14 protein-coding genes are annotated in these 16,041 nt (G+C 29.8%); 12 read left to right on the top strand and 2 right to left on the bottom strand.

Annotated elements, in window-relative coordinates:
* Positions 1-328 precede the first annotated feature (328 nt).
* The 12 genes from U0D62_RS11760 to U0D62_RS11705 all read left to right on the top strand — a co-directional run bounded on the left by U0D62_RS11760 (position 329) and on the right by U0D62_RS11705 (position 12,904).
* Entirely contained in the window at positions 329-1,480 is a 1,152-nt protein-coding gene (locus tag U0D62_RS11760; protein WP_322287484.1) for a glycosyltransferase family 4 protein, read from the top strand.
* Between the two features lie 28 nt (positions 1,481-1,508).
* The gene (locus U0D62_RS11755; protein ID WP_322287483.1) at positions 1,509-2,561 is read left to right on the top strand and encodes a sugar-transfer associated ATP-grasp domain-containing protein; all 1,053 of its coding nucleotides are present in this window, start codon (positions 1,509-1,511) and stop codon (positions 2,559-2,561) included.
* A 41-nt stretch (positions 2,562-2,602) separates the two neighbouring features.
* Positions 2,603-3,910, top strand: coding sequence for a phenylacetate--CoA ligase family protein (locus tag U0D62_RS11750; protein WP_322287482.1), 1,308 nt, complete (start codon positions 2,603-2,605; stop codon positions 3,908-3,910).
* Between the two features lie 114 nt (positions 3,911-4,024).
* Positions 4,025-4,639, top strand: a complete 615-nt coding sequence (locus U0D62_RS11745) for a sugar transferase (protein ID WP_322287481.1) — start codon at positions 4,025-4,027, stop codon at positions 4,637-4,639.
* Positions 4,617-5,216 (top strand): formyltransferase family protein, encoded by a 600-nt coding sequence (locus tag U0D62_RS11740; protein ID WP_322287480.1) that lies wholly within the window; start codon positions 4,617-4,619, stop codon positions 5,214-5,216. Before U0D62_RS11745 ends, U0D62_RS11740 begins: the two co-directional genes overlap by 23 nt.
* Before the next feature lie 6 nt (positions 5,217-5,222).
* Entirely contained in the window at positions 5,223-6,320 is a 1,098-nt protein-coding gene (locus tag U0D62_RS11735) for a hypothetical protein (RefSeq protein ID WP_322287479.1), read from the top strand.
* Between the two features lie 15 nt (positions 6,321-6,335).
* On the top strand, positions 6,336-7,835 hold the full coding sequence (locus tag U0D62_RS11730) for an AMP-binding protein (RefSeq protein ID WP_322287478.1): 1,500 nt from the start codon (positions 6,336-6,338) through the stop codon (positions 7,833-7,835).
* 31 nt (positions 7,836-7,866) lie between these two features.
* Complete coding sequence (locus U0D62_RS11725) at positions 7,867-8,106, top strand: acyl carrier protein (protein WP_322287477.1); 240 nt, start codon at positions 7,867-7,869, stop codon at positions 8,104-8,106.
* A 30-nt stretch (positions 8,107-8,136) separates the two neighbouring features.
* A complete protein-coding gene (locus U0D62_RS11720) occupies positions 8,137-8,748 on the top strand; it encodes a sugar transferase (RefSeq protein ID WP_322287476.1) in 612 nt (203 codons plus the stop codon).
* 84 nt (positions 8,749-8,832) lie between these two features.
* Positions 8,833-10,068, top strand: a complete 1,236-nt coding sequence (locus U0D62_RS11715) for a GNAT family N-acetyltransferase (protein WP_322287475.1) — start codon at positions 8,833-8,835, stop codon at positions 10,066-10,068.
* Positions 10,069-10,111: 43 nt separating this feature from the next.
* Positions 10,112-11,860 carry a NeuD/PglB/VioB family sugar acetyltransferase gene (locus U0D62_RS11710; RefSeq protein WP_322287474.1) on the top strand — a complete coding sequence of 583 codons (1,749 nt, stop codon included), beginning with the start codon at positions 10,112-10,114 and terminating at the stop codon, positions 11,858-11,860.
* A gap of 6 nt (positions 11,861-11,866) precedes the next feature.
* Positions 11,867-12,904: a GNAT family N-acetyltransferase gene (locus tag U0D62_RS11705; RefSeq protein WP_322287473.1), complete on the top strand. Its 1,038-nt coding sequence runs from the start codon at positions 11,867-11,869 to the stop codon at positions 12,902-12,904.
* 9 nt (positions 12,905-12,913) lie between these two features.
* On the opposite strand, the gene U0D62_RS11700 is transcribed toward U0D62_RS11705, so the two are convergent.
* Together U0D62_RS11700 and U0D62_RS11695 are read right to left on the bottom strand one after the other, a co-directional pair.
* Positions 12,914-13,885 (bottom strand): hypothetical protein, encoded by a 972-nt coding sequence (locus U0D62_RS11700; protein WP_322287472.1) that lies wholly within the window; start codon positions 13,883-13,885, stop codon positions 12,914-12,916.
* A 6-nt stretch (positions 13,886-13,891) separates the two neighbouring features.
* Positions 13,892-15,343 (bottom strand): MBOAT family O-acyltransferase, encoded by a 1,452-nt coding sequence (locus tag U0D62_RS11695; RefSeq protein ID WP_322287471.1) that lies wholly within the window; start codon positions 15,341-15,343, stop codon positions 13,892-13,894.
* Positions 15,344-16,041 lie beyond the last annotated feature (698 nt).

Here is a 16,041-nt window from a genome sequence, read left to right as displayed (position 1 = left end):
AATAGTAATGAAACTTTTTTGGTTTTATAATTTTAAGAAACGTATTTTCGTCGAGACTATTGTGCATTATGTCGATAAAATAGTGTTAAAATTATCTTAAATATTTTATTTAACATAATAAGCTTTAAATTATTACGGAATAGCCGTAAAATCTATCCATTTCGCGTTCTTAGATTTAACAAAAGTTAAATTTATAAATTATTTTTTTCTAAAAAATTAAATCTATGTTATGCTATAAGAAAAGATAGAATAAGTCGTTAAACAGCTAGTCGATATCTCTATATTTGCAAACTAAATTAATAAAGGTATACCAAGTATTCATAGAAAAATGCACAAAATTATTAGAATTACCACAGTTCCTGTTTCATTAGGAGGGTTGTTAAAAGGGCAATTGAAGTTTATGTCTCAATATTATGATATTGTTGGTGTATCTAGTAAAGGAGGTGATGTGTTAGATTATGTTTCTGACCAAGAGGGGATTAGAGTGATTCCGGTAGAGATGACACGCAAGATTACACCATTTAAGGATATAAAAGCAGTATATCAATTATATAAAATTTTTAAGAAAGAAAAACCTGATATTGTTCATAGTCATACTCCTAAAGCAGGTACTTTATCCATGATTGCTGCAAAACTAGCCGGCGTACCTCATAGGTTACATACTATTGCTGGATTACCTTTATTGGTTGCAACAGGAGGAAAAAGAAAACTATTGGACGCTGTAGAAAAACTCACTTATTCTTGTGCTACTATGATCTATCCTAATTCATATGGTTTAAAAGATATAATCATTGAGAATAAATATACTAAAACAGATAAATTAAAGGTAATAGCAAATGGAAGCTCTAATGGTATAGATACTTCTCACTTTGATCCTTCGCATTATTCTGAAGAGGATAAGCAGGCTTTGCTTAATGAATTAAATATTAAACCCTCTGATATCGTATTTGTTTTTGTAGGTCGCTTAGTAAAGGATAAAGGGTTAAATGAGCTGATAGAAGCATTTATCAAACTTAATAAAGAATATTCTCAAGCAAAATTATTGTTAGTAGGGACTTACGAAAAAGAGTTAGACCCATTATTACCTGCTTCTGAAAATGAGATTAATACTAATAAGAGTATTATTTCGGTGGGTTGGCAGAAAGATGTGCGACCATACTTTGTGATATCTGATGTGTTGGCTTTTCCAAGTTATCGTGAAGGATTTCCTAATGTGGTTATGCAAGCTGGAGCTTTAGGATTACCATGCATTGTAACCGATATTAATGGATGTAATGAGATTATTTCTGAGGGAGAAAATGGTTTGATTATTCCTGTTAAAAATACTGATGCTCTGTATAATAGTATGAGAAAAATAATAGAAGATAAAAATTTATTACGTAATTTGTCAAAGAAATCCAGATCTAGCATTAAAGAGTTGTATGAAAGACAACATGTATGGAATGCACTCTTAGATGAATACAATGAATTGATGAATTAACCTATGCCGCAATCCCCATTTCCCCCAAATGAAACGAAAACTCTTTTTATTACAAAAAAGAATCAATGTAGTCCTTAAAGATAAAAATAAAAAAAAGTTTCTTCAGATTTTAAAAGAAGCGATTATCTTTTGGATAGTGAAAAAAGAATTTCCCAATTTTTATTTTGGTAAATTCTTGTATCGTGAAGATATAACTAACTATAAGGACTATTTGAGTAGCAAAGAAATTGATAAGGTTACGCTATCTAAAAATCTACATCATTTTCAGTACACATCTCTTTTAAGGAACAAATTAGCATTTGCCTATTATATGGAGCACAATAGTCTTCCTGTGCCTTCATTGGTTAGCCATAATTTAGAAAATCGCTTTTTTTTCAAAACTAAAGTGTTTTCGGTGTATAACAAATTAGATTTAGTAGCTTTTTTTGAAACCGTTTTTAAGGAAACGAAGAGAGAAAATCTTTTTGTAAAAGAGATTGATGAGATGTGCGGAAACGGTTGTTACCTTATTACAAAACAAACACTAAAAGAAGATATGGATCGATATGGTGATATGATTCTTAAAAGTGATTTTATTCATCAGGAGCGCGTGATACAGCATCCACATATAAATTCTATGTATGCACATAGTTTAAACACAATTAGATTTGATACTTATGTTGATGTAGAGAATGAGGTTCATATTTTGGCAGCATTTATGAGATTTGGTAGAGGAGGTAGTGTAGTAGATAATACTTCTCAAGGAGGTTTTTTTGTTCCTGTTGATGTTGAAAAAGGAAAGTTAAAAGGAAAAAGTCTTTTACAAATGAAGTACGGAGGGGAACAATTGACAGAACATCCAGATACCAATACGGTTTTTGATAATTTTGAAATTCCTTTTTATCAAGAATCATTAGAATTAGTAAAAAAGGCTGTTACATTTATCCCAGATCGAATAATAGGTTGGGATATTGCCATAAGCGAAAACGGACCTGTTGTTATAGAAGGAAATGATAATAACTCGTTTGTTACCTCTGATATGGCGTACGGAGGTTATTTGAAACACCCTATATTTAAAGAGATTATAGAAGAAGCATATTAGATTAGATAAAAGAATTATCAATTTTCAGAATTAGAAACCCCATGAAGATATCTGAGTTTTTGAGAAATAAAGTATTTTGGTCGATAGACAAAATTACTGGCAAAAGAAAGAAAAAGCATTATAATGAAATAAAATATATTGCAGAAAATCAGGATGATCCTGAGATTAAAAGTATAATAAAAAACAACTTGCAAAATATTTTACAACATGCACAAAGTTCAACTCCGTTTTATGCTTCAGTAAAAGCTAATTCTTCAATAGAAGATTTTCCTGTTATTCATAAAAACCTTATAAGAGAGAATTTTGAGGATTTTAGATCAGAGAAATTCCTTGATAAACCAAAATTTGAGGTTACAACTAGTGGTTCTACTGGTACTCCTTTCATGGTGTATCAGGATCAATTGAAAAAACTTAGAAATACTGCAGATAATATTTACTTTTCAGAACTGGCAGGTTTTAAAATAGGATACAAACTACTGTATTTTAGATTTTGGAAAGCTTTCGAAGAAAAGGGAGTTATCATGAAATGGCTACAGAATATCCAACCTATAGATGTTTTTAGTCTTAATAAGGATGATAAAAAGAAAGAAGTTTTTAATCAGGTACAGAAAAACTCATCTTCAATTAGTTGGTTAGGATATGCTTCTGCTTTTGAGGAGATGTGTAAGTTTATGGAGCGTAATAATCATGCTCCAATACGCAATAAAGTAAAATCAGCTATAGCTATATCAGAGAGTTTAAATGACTATACTATTGCAGGTTTACGTAAATATTTTGGAGTTACTGTAGTTTCGAGATATTCTAATGTAGAAAACGGAATTATTGCTCAGCAATTGATAGATAACGAAACTTCATACTTTATTATTAATCAAGCAAGTTATTATGTAGAGATTTTAGATATGAACTCGGATACACCAGTTAACGATGGAACTCCAGGTCGTATAGTTATTACAGATCTTTTTAATTACTGTATGCCAATAATTCGTTATGACACCGGTGATATAGGAACAAAAGATATTATCGATGGTAAAGCAGTGTTAACTAGAGTAGAAGGACGAAAAGTAGACCTTATTACCAATACAAAAGGAGAGATTATATATAATAACCTAATGCTTATTGTAATTAAGTATCCATTACTCAAACAATGCCAACTTGTTCAAAAAGAAATTAAAAAATATCTCTTAAAAATTAATGTAGAAAACGGGTTTTCTAGAGAAAATGAGTTAGTCAACGAGTTTAAAGAGTATTTGGGCGAAGATGCACAGATTACTGTAGAATATGTTGATGAAATTCCGTTACTTGCATCTGGTAAAAGAAGAGTGATCGTTAACGAAATGGTTAGCGTTTGACTTAGTTAATTGGGGGATAATCTGGGTACATTTGTTTCGCTTTTTAATAAAAGGTATATACCTTTGTTGACTTCAATTAAGCATAGATAATTAGAGAAGTAAAATTGCAATAAAGTGTATACTCATTTCCTTAAAAAAAGCTTAGATGTTGTTTTAGCACTCATTCTTCTTGTAATTATTTCTCCAGTTTTTTTTATTATCATTATCGTTTTAAGTATAGCCAATAACGGTAATCCTTTCTTTGTTCAAAAACGACCAGGTAAAAACGAAAAGATTTTTAGTATCTTAAAATTCAAAACCATGAATGATAAGGTCGATAAAGAAGGAAATTTGCTACCGGATAAAGATCGTTTAACATCCATAGGTAAATTTGTTAGAAAGACTTCATTAGATGAAATACCTCAATTGATAAATGTTGTTAAAGGAGATATGAGTTTTATTGGACCACGCCCTTTATTAATCCGCTATTTACCATATTATACTCCTGAAGAAAAAATACGTCATTCTTTAAGACCTGGAATCACTGGATTGGCTCAAGTTTCTGGTAGAAACCTATTGAATTGGAATGATAGATTAGCTGCAGATGTGAGTTATGTACAGAATGTTTCATTATTATTGGATATAAAGATAATTATAAGAACGATAAAAAATGTTATAACCTCAAAGGATATAGCAGTGGATCCTAACTCTGTAATACAAGATTTAGATGAGTACAGAAGAAAAAATTAATTGGGCAATACTTGTCACAGGTTGGGGGCGTAATGCTCACGATACTATTGAAGCTTTTAATAAGGGTAAACTTCATAAAAGCAATATTTCTCTTGTGATATATGAACAAGAACCTTGTGGAGCTGCAGAGTTGGCAGAAGAAATAGGAATTGAAACTATTCAGATTTTCAAGAAGGATTTTTCGAATCTATTCACCTATCAAAAAAAATTGATTTCAGAAATTGAAAAAAGGAATATTGATTATATCTTTATGCTCAATTTTAAGTACATTATAAAGGATGAAATGTTAACTGCTTTCCCTGACAGAATAATTAACATTCACCCTTCGCTTTTCCCCAGTTTTTTAGGTACTAAAACAGCTATTCAGGATGCATTAGAGTATGGAGTTAAGATCACAGGTATCACAACTCATATTATTGATGACAAACTGGATGAAGGAACGATTCTTTGTCAATCACCAATTAAGGTAAAAGACAACGATACCTTTGATACTTTGTACCCAAAGTTTGCCAAAAAAGGTAAAAAACTCATAGTAGAAACTATTAAAGAAATAGAAAAGTTACATTTTAAGAAATAAATTGGGATGAGTAAGGATTTTAGAACCATTCAGGTCACAAAATCAGATTTAGAAGAAGCATTAAAAAATAATACTTTTTGGAGTAAAAAAGCTTCCTTTATACCATTTACAAAAAGTAAAGCGCAGTGGTTACTGGATAATCCAAGAATGGATAAAAGCGATGTATGTGCAGTTATAGGGTACGAAGGAGATGAAATGGTTGCATTTGTTTATCAGGTACCTGATTGGATTAAAACTTCTCAAGGCAATAAAAAAGTTTATTGGTGTAGACGCTGGTGGGTAGCCGATCGATATAAAAACTCGGTCTTAGCAACATTTGTTATGAATGAAGCTGTAACAGCTGTAGATAACCAGGTTTTGATAAAATTTTTAGGTAAAGAGGTTGAAGAGTTTTATACAAAACAACCATATACCAATTTCTCAGAACGTATCAGATACTTTATACTTTTTAGCGTAGATGCAGATTTATTAGTAAGTAAAATAAAGCTATTTAGATTCTTTAGATATCCAATTAAAACGTTGGACGTTTGGTCAAAAAAAATAGTGCAGATCTTCAATAATCTAAAATTAAAAAAATTCACAAAAAACTTAGTGTATGAGTATATCACTAAGATTGATGAACCTACTTGGCAATTTATAGAAGAAGCCTGTAAAAATGATTGCATCATTAAAGATGCAACATATATAAGTTGGCAAATACGTAACGATCAATATACTCAAACACCAATAGAAAATAGATATCCATTTAAATGTCTAATAGCAGGAGCTTCCTATAGAATATATAGTACTAGTTTTAAGGTGTTGTTAGATAATAAGATCATTGGTTTTATTTCGGCAATTGTAAGAGGTAATGAATTTGATATAAAATATTTCATTGCGTCTGATGGGCATTATGATATATGTATTGCCGCTTTGATAGAAAACTTTAATCGTAGCGGAGCTAATACTATCCATACAGAAAATGAAACTTTAGGTAAAAAAATAGTCAAACAATATACATCAATCTATACCGATAAAAGAAAATTAAATGCATTAGCACATAATGATATAGATTTTGATTTTAAACAAGTTACCGTATATGATCAGGACGGGCATTTTGCATAAATAGTAATAGATAAAATGAATATAATAAACCAAATAGCAAAAAGTTTTGATCAACATCAAAATAGAGATGCGTTTTGTATTAATACTGTAAAATATACGTACGGGGATTTAAAAAATGCTATTTCTGGAATACGATTATTAATACAAAAGGAAATTTCTAAAGATCAAAAAAATGTTGGATTGATCGCTAATGATGATATTCAAACCTATGCTTCTATTTTTGCATTATGGTTAGAAGGTAAATCATACGTGCCGATAAACCCGGATGCTCCTTATGAGCGAAATTCTTTTGTGTTAAAAGAAACGAATAGTTTTGCAATTTTGGACTCTGCAAAATCTTCATTGTATACCACAGATTTCAAAGTTGTTGATACTTTAGAATCGCCAGAAACAGAAATTAATCTCGAACCATCTAATTTTTCTGAAGATAATTTAGCCTATATTCTTTTTACATCTGGATCTACAGGACTTCCAAAAGGTGTTCCTATTACTTTTAAAAACCTAGGTACATTAATGGGGGCCATGGAGGCAGATGAAAATCATAAGATATACCCTGATGACCGCTGTTTACATATGTTTGAATTAACCTTTGATTTTTCATTGGTAACTTTTCTAACACCTTTATTATATGGAGCTTGTGTATACACTATACCTAAGAATCAAATCAAGTATTTTTACATATACAAACTTATTGTAGAAGCAGAGCTTACATACCTTATTATGGTACCATCTGTTATACATTATTTAAGGCCTTATTTTGAAGAGATTAACGCGACATCAGTTCGTTATTGTTGTTTTGGAGCAGCTCCATTACATATTGATATAGCTAATGAGTGGAGAAACTGTGTTCCTAATGCTCAAGTCTATAATTCTTACGGACCTACAGAGTTTACGGTTACAACTACATACTATTCTTTTGCAGAAAACGACACGCCAAGAACAAGAAATGGTGTAGTGTCATTGGGAAAAGTATTACAAGGAGTAGAGGCTGTAATTATTGATCAAGAAGAAAATGTCTTAGGCGTTGATGAAGAAGGAGAACTTTGTTTGGCTGGTGAACAATTAACATCTGGATATTGGAATAATGAAAAGAAAAATAAAACTTCCTTTTTTTACCTGGAAATCAACGGAAAACAAACACGATTTTATAAAACCGGAGATTTATGCGTAAAAGATGAAAACGATTATTTAATTTTTATAGGAAGAAAAGATTTTCAAGTAAAAATAAGAGGATATAGAGTAGAACTCTCTGAAATAGAGTTTTATGCCAAAGAAAAATTGGATAAAATAAATGTTCAAGCAATTGATATCGTTAATAATCTTGGAAATACAGAAATAGGTCTGGTACTAGAATCAGAAGAGTTTGATACGAATACTATGATAACGCATATGAAAAATAAATTACCAGATTATATGATTCCTACTCACATACGATTTATTAACGAGTTTCCTTTAAACGGAAATGGTAAAATAGATAGAAAACAATTAAAAACATATTTTGATTTAAACTCGTAAAGAGTTAATTATTGACTAACATATAACCAATATGACTAAAGAAGAAATCTTAAGTAAAGTAAAAGAATCTTTTGTTTCAGTTCTGGAACACAATAATTTTCAACTCACAGATGAAACAACAGCTAATGATGTTGATGGATGGGAGTCTATCACACATATGATGATTATTTCAGATATAGAAAAATCATTTGATATTAAATTTAAATTGATGGATTTAATGAATATGAATAATGTAGGTGATCTTATTAAAACGATCGAGTCCTCGATTTAAATCAGTCAATAGGTTAATTAAAGTTTTGTTATGTACAAACTATTTATAAAAAGAATCTTGGATTTTTTTGCTGCATTAATAGGTTTATTAGTGTTATCTCCAGTTCTAATAACTGTAGTGATTATTCTGTTATTTGCTAATAATGGAAAACCGTTTTTCTTTCAAACCAGGCCAGGAAAGAATGGGAGACTGTTTAAAATTATCAAACTTAAGAGTATGAATGATAAAAAAGATGAACATGGAGAATTACTTCCTTATGAGTATAGAATTACCAAAATAGGAGCATTTGTAAGAAAATATTCTTTAGATGAGATTCCACAATTATTTAATGTTCTTAAAGGGGATATGAGTGTTATTGGACCAAGACCTTTATTGGTTCAATATTTACCATTGTATAACGATCAGCAAAAGCGTAGACACGATGTAAAACCAGGAATAACTGGATGGGCACAAGTAAATGGTCGTAATGCTATTAGTTGGAAACAAAAGTTTGAATATGATGTTTGGTATGTTGACAATATATCTCTAGGATTGGATATAAAAATCATTATAAAGACAATTAAGAAGGTTTTGATCAAAGAAGGAGTAAATAGCCAGGACAACCTTAATATGCCTGTGTTTACAGGAGGAGATGACGAATAGTCTATTTAAAATCACTTTTACCCCATAACAAGAACAAGATATACATGATTTGAACACATAATTACAGGAGTACGTACAAAAGCAATGAAGGATAACCCATTTAATTCAAAAATATTTATTGACAAATGGAATAAACATTTTAATAAATCCAAAACTATACACAGATTTGGTTTTATAAGTCAGTTGTCATTTGTAAGGCATACATTTTTTCCTGTATATATTAATGTTGGCAAAAACTTAACCAAAGGAGTATCTTACATTGTTTCCAGTACAATAGAAGAAAAACTTAAAAATAAAGTATTCCTGATATATGATGTGCCAGATTATTTTAATGTATCAGCTGTAGAGACAAGTTCATCTTTACAACAAATAGAAGTTGAACAGTATGAAGGATTTTTGGTAAATACTCAGAAATATTCTGATATTGAAAGTTATAGAAAAAGTAAATTTGGGAAGAGTAGCTTATATAAAATTAGAAAATATCAAAGAAGATTAGAGAGTTGCTTTGATATCAAATACAATATGTATTTTGGAGAGATTTCCAGAGAAAAATATGATTTAATATTCAGTACCTTTAAAAATTTGTTAGAACGTCGATTTTCTAATAAACAAGTTTATAATAATAATCTAGATCAGAAGGAGTGGGATTTTTACTATGATTTAATCTATGATATGGTGTTAGAGAAAAAAGCATCCATATTCGTGATCTGTGATAGAAATATCCCTATAGCTGGATCAATAAATTATCACTCTGATGAGATTGCTATAGGAGCTATTACAGCTTTTGATACTGATTACTCTAAGTTTTATCTTGGGTTTACTATTATCAATAAACTTTTAGAATGGTCAATAGATAATAAATTGAAGATTTTTGATTTTTCTAAAGGTAGGTTTGGTTATAAAACACAATGGAGCGATGAAGCATATAGTTTTAAGTATCATATTTTGTATAATCGAAAATCCTGGGTAGGAGCTTTCATTGCTTTCATGATAATACATTATTTTAGGTTTAAAGCATTTTTAAGATCTAAGAATATGAATGAAGTGTTCAATAGGATTTTGTTTACTTTAAAGATTAAAAACAAAAAGACATTTCAAGAATATAAGGTTGTAGAATATAAAGAAAACATAGAAAATAAAGACCTGATAGATGTAAATATCAATACGGAAACCTTTTCTTTTTTAAAAAGACTGGTTTATGATTTTTTATACTCATCATCAGAGAAAATAGAGGATATTAAGGTTTATAGAATGATAAATCAAGAAAAAACATACCTAATTAAAGGAAGAGTTAATGCACAAAAAGTGAGTGTGGCATGAAGATACAATTACCATTATAACAAGATTGTAAAAAAACACAGAAATGGATAAAATTCTGGTCATAGGAGCATCTGGTCATGCCAAAGTTGTGGTAGATACTATAGAACTTGGAAATGAATATAAAATCGAAGGTTTTATAGATTCATTTAAACCTGAAGGAGAAAAAGTGCTTGGGTATGAAATTTTAGGAAAAGAAGAAATAATACCAGACTTAATAAAAAAAGGTATTCGCAAGGGGATCATAGCTATTGGAGATAATTGGACGAGGTACTCTATGTATTCTAAAATAAATGAAATGGCACCTGATTTTGAGTTTGTTTCATTAATTCATCCATCTGCTATTGTAAGTAAATATGCAACTATAGGAAAAGGCACTGTAATCCTTACGGCAGGTAAAGTAAATGCAGATGCCGATGTTGGGGATTTTTGTATTATAAATACAAATGCCAATTTAGGTCATGATTGTATAATGAAAAACTTTTCAAGTCTGGCACCAAGCGTAACGGTAGGAGGTACAGTAACCATTGGAGAGTTTTCAGCAATATCCTTGGGAGCTAATATTATTCAAAATTTGTCAATAGGAAACCATACCGTGATAGGTTCTGGAGCAGTAGTTACTCATGATATAAGTGATCATAAGGTCGCCTATGGAATTCCAGCTAAAGTAATAAGAAAAAGAAAAGAAGGTGAAAGTTATTTAAATCACATGATTTTATCCACAAAATTCAAAGTACATAAGATTAAAGATGAAATAGGGTTAGAGAAGTATAAAGAGGCCCTTCAATCACTCAATAATTCTAATCCATTCTATAAAACAGAGTTACTGGATACTACCGATATGAATAAGTATCAATTGAATTATTTTGTTTTAGAAAAGAGTGAAAAGCCAATAATTGTAATGCCTTTTTATATAAGAGAAATTACAATTGAAGGTGAAGAAACGGTGCATTATGATATTACATCACCCTATGGGTATAGTGGTCCTTTGTTTGATACAGAAGAAGTAAATGATCATCTTATCCAATATTTTTGGCAACAGACAGATCAGTGGTATCGGAGAAAAAAAGTAGTGAGTGAATTTATTAGGTTTAGTCTCAATGATAATTTTAATGAATATTCTGGAGTACTGGTTCCTTCTTTAAAAAATGTAAAAGGTGTTATTCTTGATAAAGAAGAACAATGGAACAAGTTTAAACCAAAAGTAAGGAACAATTATAGAAAAGCAATTCAAGAAGGCTTGGAAATTGTAGTATATCAAAACCCGATTTCTGAAGAAATTATAAAAGATTTTTATGATATCTATATCCAAACCATGCAACGTAATAATGCTCATTCTCAGTATTTTCACTATATAGATTATTTCAGAAATTTTATTTTAGAAAACCCCGATTCAAGAATTATTGCAATGGTGTATAAGGATTCGGTTCCTATTTCGACAGAGTTAATATTGATTGGTGGGGATACCTTATATTCTTATTTAGGAGGGACATTATCCGATTACTTTTTTACCAGGCCCAATGATTTTCTAAAAATAGAAGTAATGAACTGGGCAAGAGATAATAATTATAAATATTATGTGCTAGGCGGTGGAAGAGAAAATGGAGATGGTTTATATAAGTATAAAAAGTCATTTTTTCCGAATGATGAAGATGCTATTTATTATACAGGTCGAAAAATTGTTGATCGTACCGCATATGATGAATTGATTGAAAAAAAATGCAACCCAGATGGTATGAAGTGCCTTGAGGATACGGATAAAAGTTTTTTTCCATTATATAGACAAAATGATTAATAAATAATGAGTTCGTTAGCAGCACATATTAATGTCCTGAAAAATAAAAAAGATTGGCATGATTTGCTAGAGAATGTTGGGTATTATGATTTTTACCATACATATGATTATCATCATTTGTCAAAATCTGCTGATGAGACACCAATATTGATTAAATATGAAAAAGAGGATAAAATTATAGGGCTTCCTTTGTTACTCAGAAAAATATTTGACACAGATTATTACGATATCACTTCGGTTTATGGATATGCAGGGCCAATCCAAAAAAATATAGATAATGCTTTTGATAACTTAGATTTTAGAAATCAACTTCAGCTTTTTTTTAAAGAGCAAAAAGTTGTTTCGGTATTTTCTAGATTAAATCCTTTGATTCAAAATCAGCAAGAAATACTTGATGGGTTGGGGGAGATAAAAAAATTAAGCCAGGTAGTTAATATTGACCTTACGTTGGATCCGCAAATTCAACGAAGTCTTTTTTCAAAAACTACTAAGCGATACATAAATAAAGCAAGAAAACTTTGTTCTATTAAATCAATAACATCAAAAGAAGATATTTCTATTTTCATGAAGTTGTACTATGAGAATATGGATAGGGTACAAGCTCGAAAATCTTACTATTTTGATAAAGATTATTTCTATAGTTTTATAAATAGTACAGATTTTGATACAGAAATATTATGTGCAGTTCATAATGAGACAGAAGAGGTCATTTCTGCTGCAATGATGGTTAAAACCAATGACATTATACAGTATCATATATCAGGAACTCTTAACGATTATCTACATCTCACTCCAATACGCTTGCTAATTGACGAAATGAGAATTAAAGGTACAGATAAAAAGTATCGATATTTTAACCTGGGTGGTGGTTTAGGTAGTTCAGAGGATTCTTTATTTAGGTTTAAATCATCATTTTCTAAAGATTATAAAGATTTTAAGATTTGGCGATACATTGTAAATAAAGAAGTGTACAAAGAGTTATCAGCTACGTATTCAAACATTGAAGAAGATAGCGATTTTTTTCCTAGATATAGAAAAGAATAGATAATTAGTCTATTTATTGGTAATACTATTTTTGCTTAAATATTCTGAAATAAGATTAGCAATAATATCTCTTCCATGATTGTTCCAATGTCTGTCATAGATGAGTGTAGTAGGCTTTTTTGATGCTTCCATTGCTTGAGAAAAATCTATATAATTAAAATCATTTTTATCAAGATAAGAAAGAAAGGTTTGACTAGTTACCTTAGAATCTAATAATAATGTAAACTTTTCTTTATCAAAGCCATATGTAGCAACTAAGCTTTTGAAATTTTTTATATATTTTTTTTCTTTTTCAGCTTTAATACGAGCCGTTTTTTCAGAATCTGTTTTAGTTTTTTTCTTTTTATTATTAACGGTGTTAATCACTTTTGAAATGAGTCTTTTAGGAGGATCTAATATTCCAATGCTCTTGCAATAAACAAGTAGTTTGCTCTTTTTTAATAATTTATTTAATGGAGATTCTAAAGCGAGTCTCTCATGAATCACTTCATATTTATTACGGGTTAAATCATTAGAAAATTTAAACCCCAGTATTACATGATCAATGAGTTCAAATTGATCTTTATATGCATTAATAAGATGTAACTGATCAGCCATATCATATCCAGCATACCCATATTCAAAGATATCTACTTCAGATAAAATGCTTTCTATTTTTTTTCCGATAGAATTATAATAATTTTGATGAAACCCTTCTATAAAAGAATCACCTACTAATGCAATCTCAATCTTATCTTTTGTCGGAGTAAATTCTCTGTAAGAGTTATACCCCGATTCATTAATACGATATTCGGCAAAGTTTTGTTTTCGATTTCCTGTAACCGAAACTCCATTTTGATTAGGCTTCCATTTTTCTACATTATACTCATCTAAATAGCGATTAGGAGTATCTTTTCCTAAATGAAAAACCCTTACTAAACCTTCTAACGAAAGAAGGATGAGTGTGCTATACAATATACTTTTGCCAATAAGTTTTTTCATTATTTACTAAAATTGAAAATATATAAAGGACCTATCTATTTGATCATCAAAAAATAGTAGCATTCCTAAAATTACTAATGTATATAGGATAAATCGTACAATCTTTGATTTAAATTTAAAAGGAGCTCGTTCATCTCTTCTAATTCTGAACTCATATAAAACAAAAAGTCCCAATAGGATAAAATAATCTATCATACGATATCCTAATGGGTGGTGATAAATTTCAAATGAAAAGTTGTTGTATAATTGTTTTAAAAAACCAAAAGCATCGGTAATAGATTCGGATCTAAAAAATACTCTTGAAAACGTTACCAAAGAGAAGGTTAGTAATATTTGTAATATTTCTTTAAAAGATGGAAACCAACTATTTTCTGCAACAACATTATTCATATAAATACGATTTCTACCCATCAAAAATACTGGAATGTATAATACAGCATGGATAGCTCCCCAGGTAATAAAAGTCCAGTTAGCACCATGCCAAAAACCACTTACCAAGAAGATTATAACGATATTTCTTACTGATTTAAGCTTGCTTACCCGGCTTCCTCCAAGTGGGATATATACATAATGTCTAAACCAGGTGGATAATGATACATGCCATCGTTGCCAATATTCTGCGACATTTCTGGAAAAGCTTGGAAACTTAAAATTTGATCTCAATTCAATTCCAAAAAGCTTGGCAGTACCGATAGCAATATCTGAGTATCCACTAAAATCACCGTAAACTTGAAAACTAAATAAAGATACCCCTAATACTAAAGTAGAAGCAGAGAAATCAGAATAGTTGCCAAAAATATCATCTACAATTGGAGCAATAGAATCTGCGATTACAATTTTTTTAAAGAGCCCCCAAAGTATAAGTTTTACCCCTTCCTTACATTGGATATAATTAAAAGATCTCTTTGAGGTAATTTGAGATAACAAGTTAGAAGCTCTTTCGATAGGTCCAGCCACTAATTGAGGAAAGAAACTAACAAATGTAGCAAATGAAATAAAGTTTTTGGTAGGTGTAAGTCTCTTGTAATAAATGTCTAATGAATAAGACATGGTTTGAAAAGTATAAAAAGATATTCCAACAGGTAAAATAATCTGTAATGTCCAGGAACTCTTTAATTCATACCCAAAAAATGAAATGAAATCTACCCAAGAATTTATAAAGAAATTATAGTATTTGAAGAATCCCAGAAGTCCAATGTTAAAAATAACACTTACCCAAAGCCAGGCTTTTCTCTTCTTCGTATTTTCATTAGCGTGTATTAACTGTCCTGCAAAAAAATCAACAATAGTGCTGGCAAGAATAAGAAATAAAAACCTCCAATCCCATAATCCATAAAACACATAGCTGGCCAGAAGAACAAAGCCGTTCTGAATCTGAACTTTTTTATTAAAAATATACCAGTAAAGAATAAAAACAACTGGTAGAAATATGAAATATTCTAATGAATTAAATAACATGTATTACTATTAAAATAAATTTCGGGGAGAGATTACTTAAACAAAAATCACTACATACATGATTTTTATTATTGAACGGGTGTAAATTTTATGTATTTAATTAAATAAATCAAACATTCTGCAAATTATTTTTTGATTTTATCAATTTTTAAAAGCATAAAAATAGGAATTAATAGAATTTAGAATAGGGGGAAAGAACCCAAAAATAATTAGGTATAAAACTTGTGTTTAACTGGATTATGATCACTATACTTGCCCTTGTAAAAATGTTAATTAAGAGGGGAATTAAGAATAGTAGAATAAAGATTACAAGGGTTGAGGATTTTTCTTATTAAAATTTGTTAAAAAGATTAAATGTTTAAGTAAAAGGGAGTTAATTGGCACTATTTGTTTATTTATACAAGTAAAATAAATGTAGGGGCTTGGATGTTTTTCCTACGAAACATAATTATTTTAGCAGGTTAATGAGAATGACTTGAGTCGTTAAACGTTTTTTTTAAGTATTCTGTCTAAAAAATTAAATTTTAAGCTGATAATTAATCCAACTGAACTATTTTAGCTATTGGAAAAAACAGTAAGAGTTTAATTCGATTTTTGGAAGTTTCTACCCCCTTCTTCCTAATATTTTTAGATTGTCATGAAAAAGAAATTGATCATGGGTTATTTTTTAATCTATTGATTGAACAGGTAAATTATTG

Origin of the sequence: Aquimarina callyspongiae, from assembly GCF_034322225.1 — a bacterium.
Taxonomy (GTDB): Bacteria; Bacteroidota; Bacteroidia; order Flavobacteriales; family Flavobacteriaceae; genus Aquimarina.
Note: the sequence above shows the minus strand (reverse complement) of the source record. Positions and strands in the feature narration are given on the sequence as shown.

Excerpts from the sequence above, each read along its gene's own strand:
- U0D62_RS11730 (WP_322287478.1), top strand. The coding sequence starts at position 6,336 with ATGAATATAATAAACCAAATAGCAAAAAGTTTTGATCAACATCAAAAT.
- U0D62_RS11715 (WP_322287475.1), top strand. The coding sequence starts at position 8,833 with ATGAAGGATAACCCATTTAATTCAAAAATATTTATTGACAAATGGAAT.
- U0D62_RS11750 (WP_322287482.1), top strand. The coding sequence starts at position 2,603 with ATGAAGATATCTGAGTTTTTGAGAAATAAAGTATTTTGGTCGATAGAC.
- U0D62_RS11735 (WP_322287479.1), top strand. The coding sequence starts at position 5,223 with ATGAGTAAGGATTTTAGAACCATTCAGGTCACAAAATCAGATTTAGAA.
- U0D62_RS11700 (WP_322287472.1), bottom strand. The coding sequence starts at position 13,885 with ATGAAAAAACTTATTGGCAAAAGTATATTGTATAGCACACTCATCCTT.
- U0D62_RS11720 (WP_322287476.1), top strand. The coding sequence starts at position 8,137 with ATGTACAAACTATTTATAAAAAGAATCTTGGATTTTTTTGCTGCATTA.
- U0D62_RS11725 (WP_322287477.1), top strand. The coding sequence starts at position 7,867 with ATGACTAAAGAAGAAATCTTAAGTAAAGTAAAAGAATCTTTTGTTTCA.
- U0D62_RS11740 (WP_322287480.1), top strand. The coding sequence starts at position 4,617 with ATGAGTACAGAAGAAAAAATTAATTGGGCAATACTTGTCACAGGTTGG.
- U0D62_RS11760 (WP_322287484.1), top strand. The coding sequence starts at position 329 with ATGCACAAAATTATTAGAATTACCACAGTTCCTGTTTCATTAGGAGGG.
- U0D62_RS11710 (WP_322287474.1), top strand. The coding sequence starts at position 10,112 with ATGGATAAAATTCTGGTCATAGGAGCATCTGGTCATGCCAAAGTTGTG.
- U0D62_RS11695 (WP_322287471.1), bottom strand. The coding sequence starts at position 15,343 with ATGTTATTTAATTCATTAGAATATTTCATATTTCTACCAGTTGTTTTT.
- U0D62_RS11705 (WP_322287473.1), top strand. The coding sequence starts at position 11,867 with ATGAGTTCGTTAGCAGCACATATTAATGTCCTGAAAAATAAAAAAGAT.
- U0D62_RS11755 (WP_322287483.1), top strand. The coding sequence starts at position 1,509 with ATGAAACGAAAACTCTTTTTATTACAAAAAAGAATCAATGTAGTCCTT.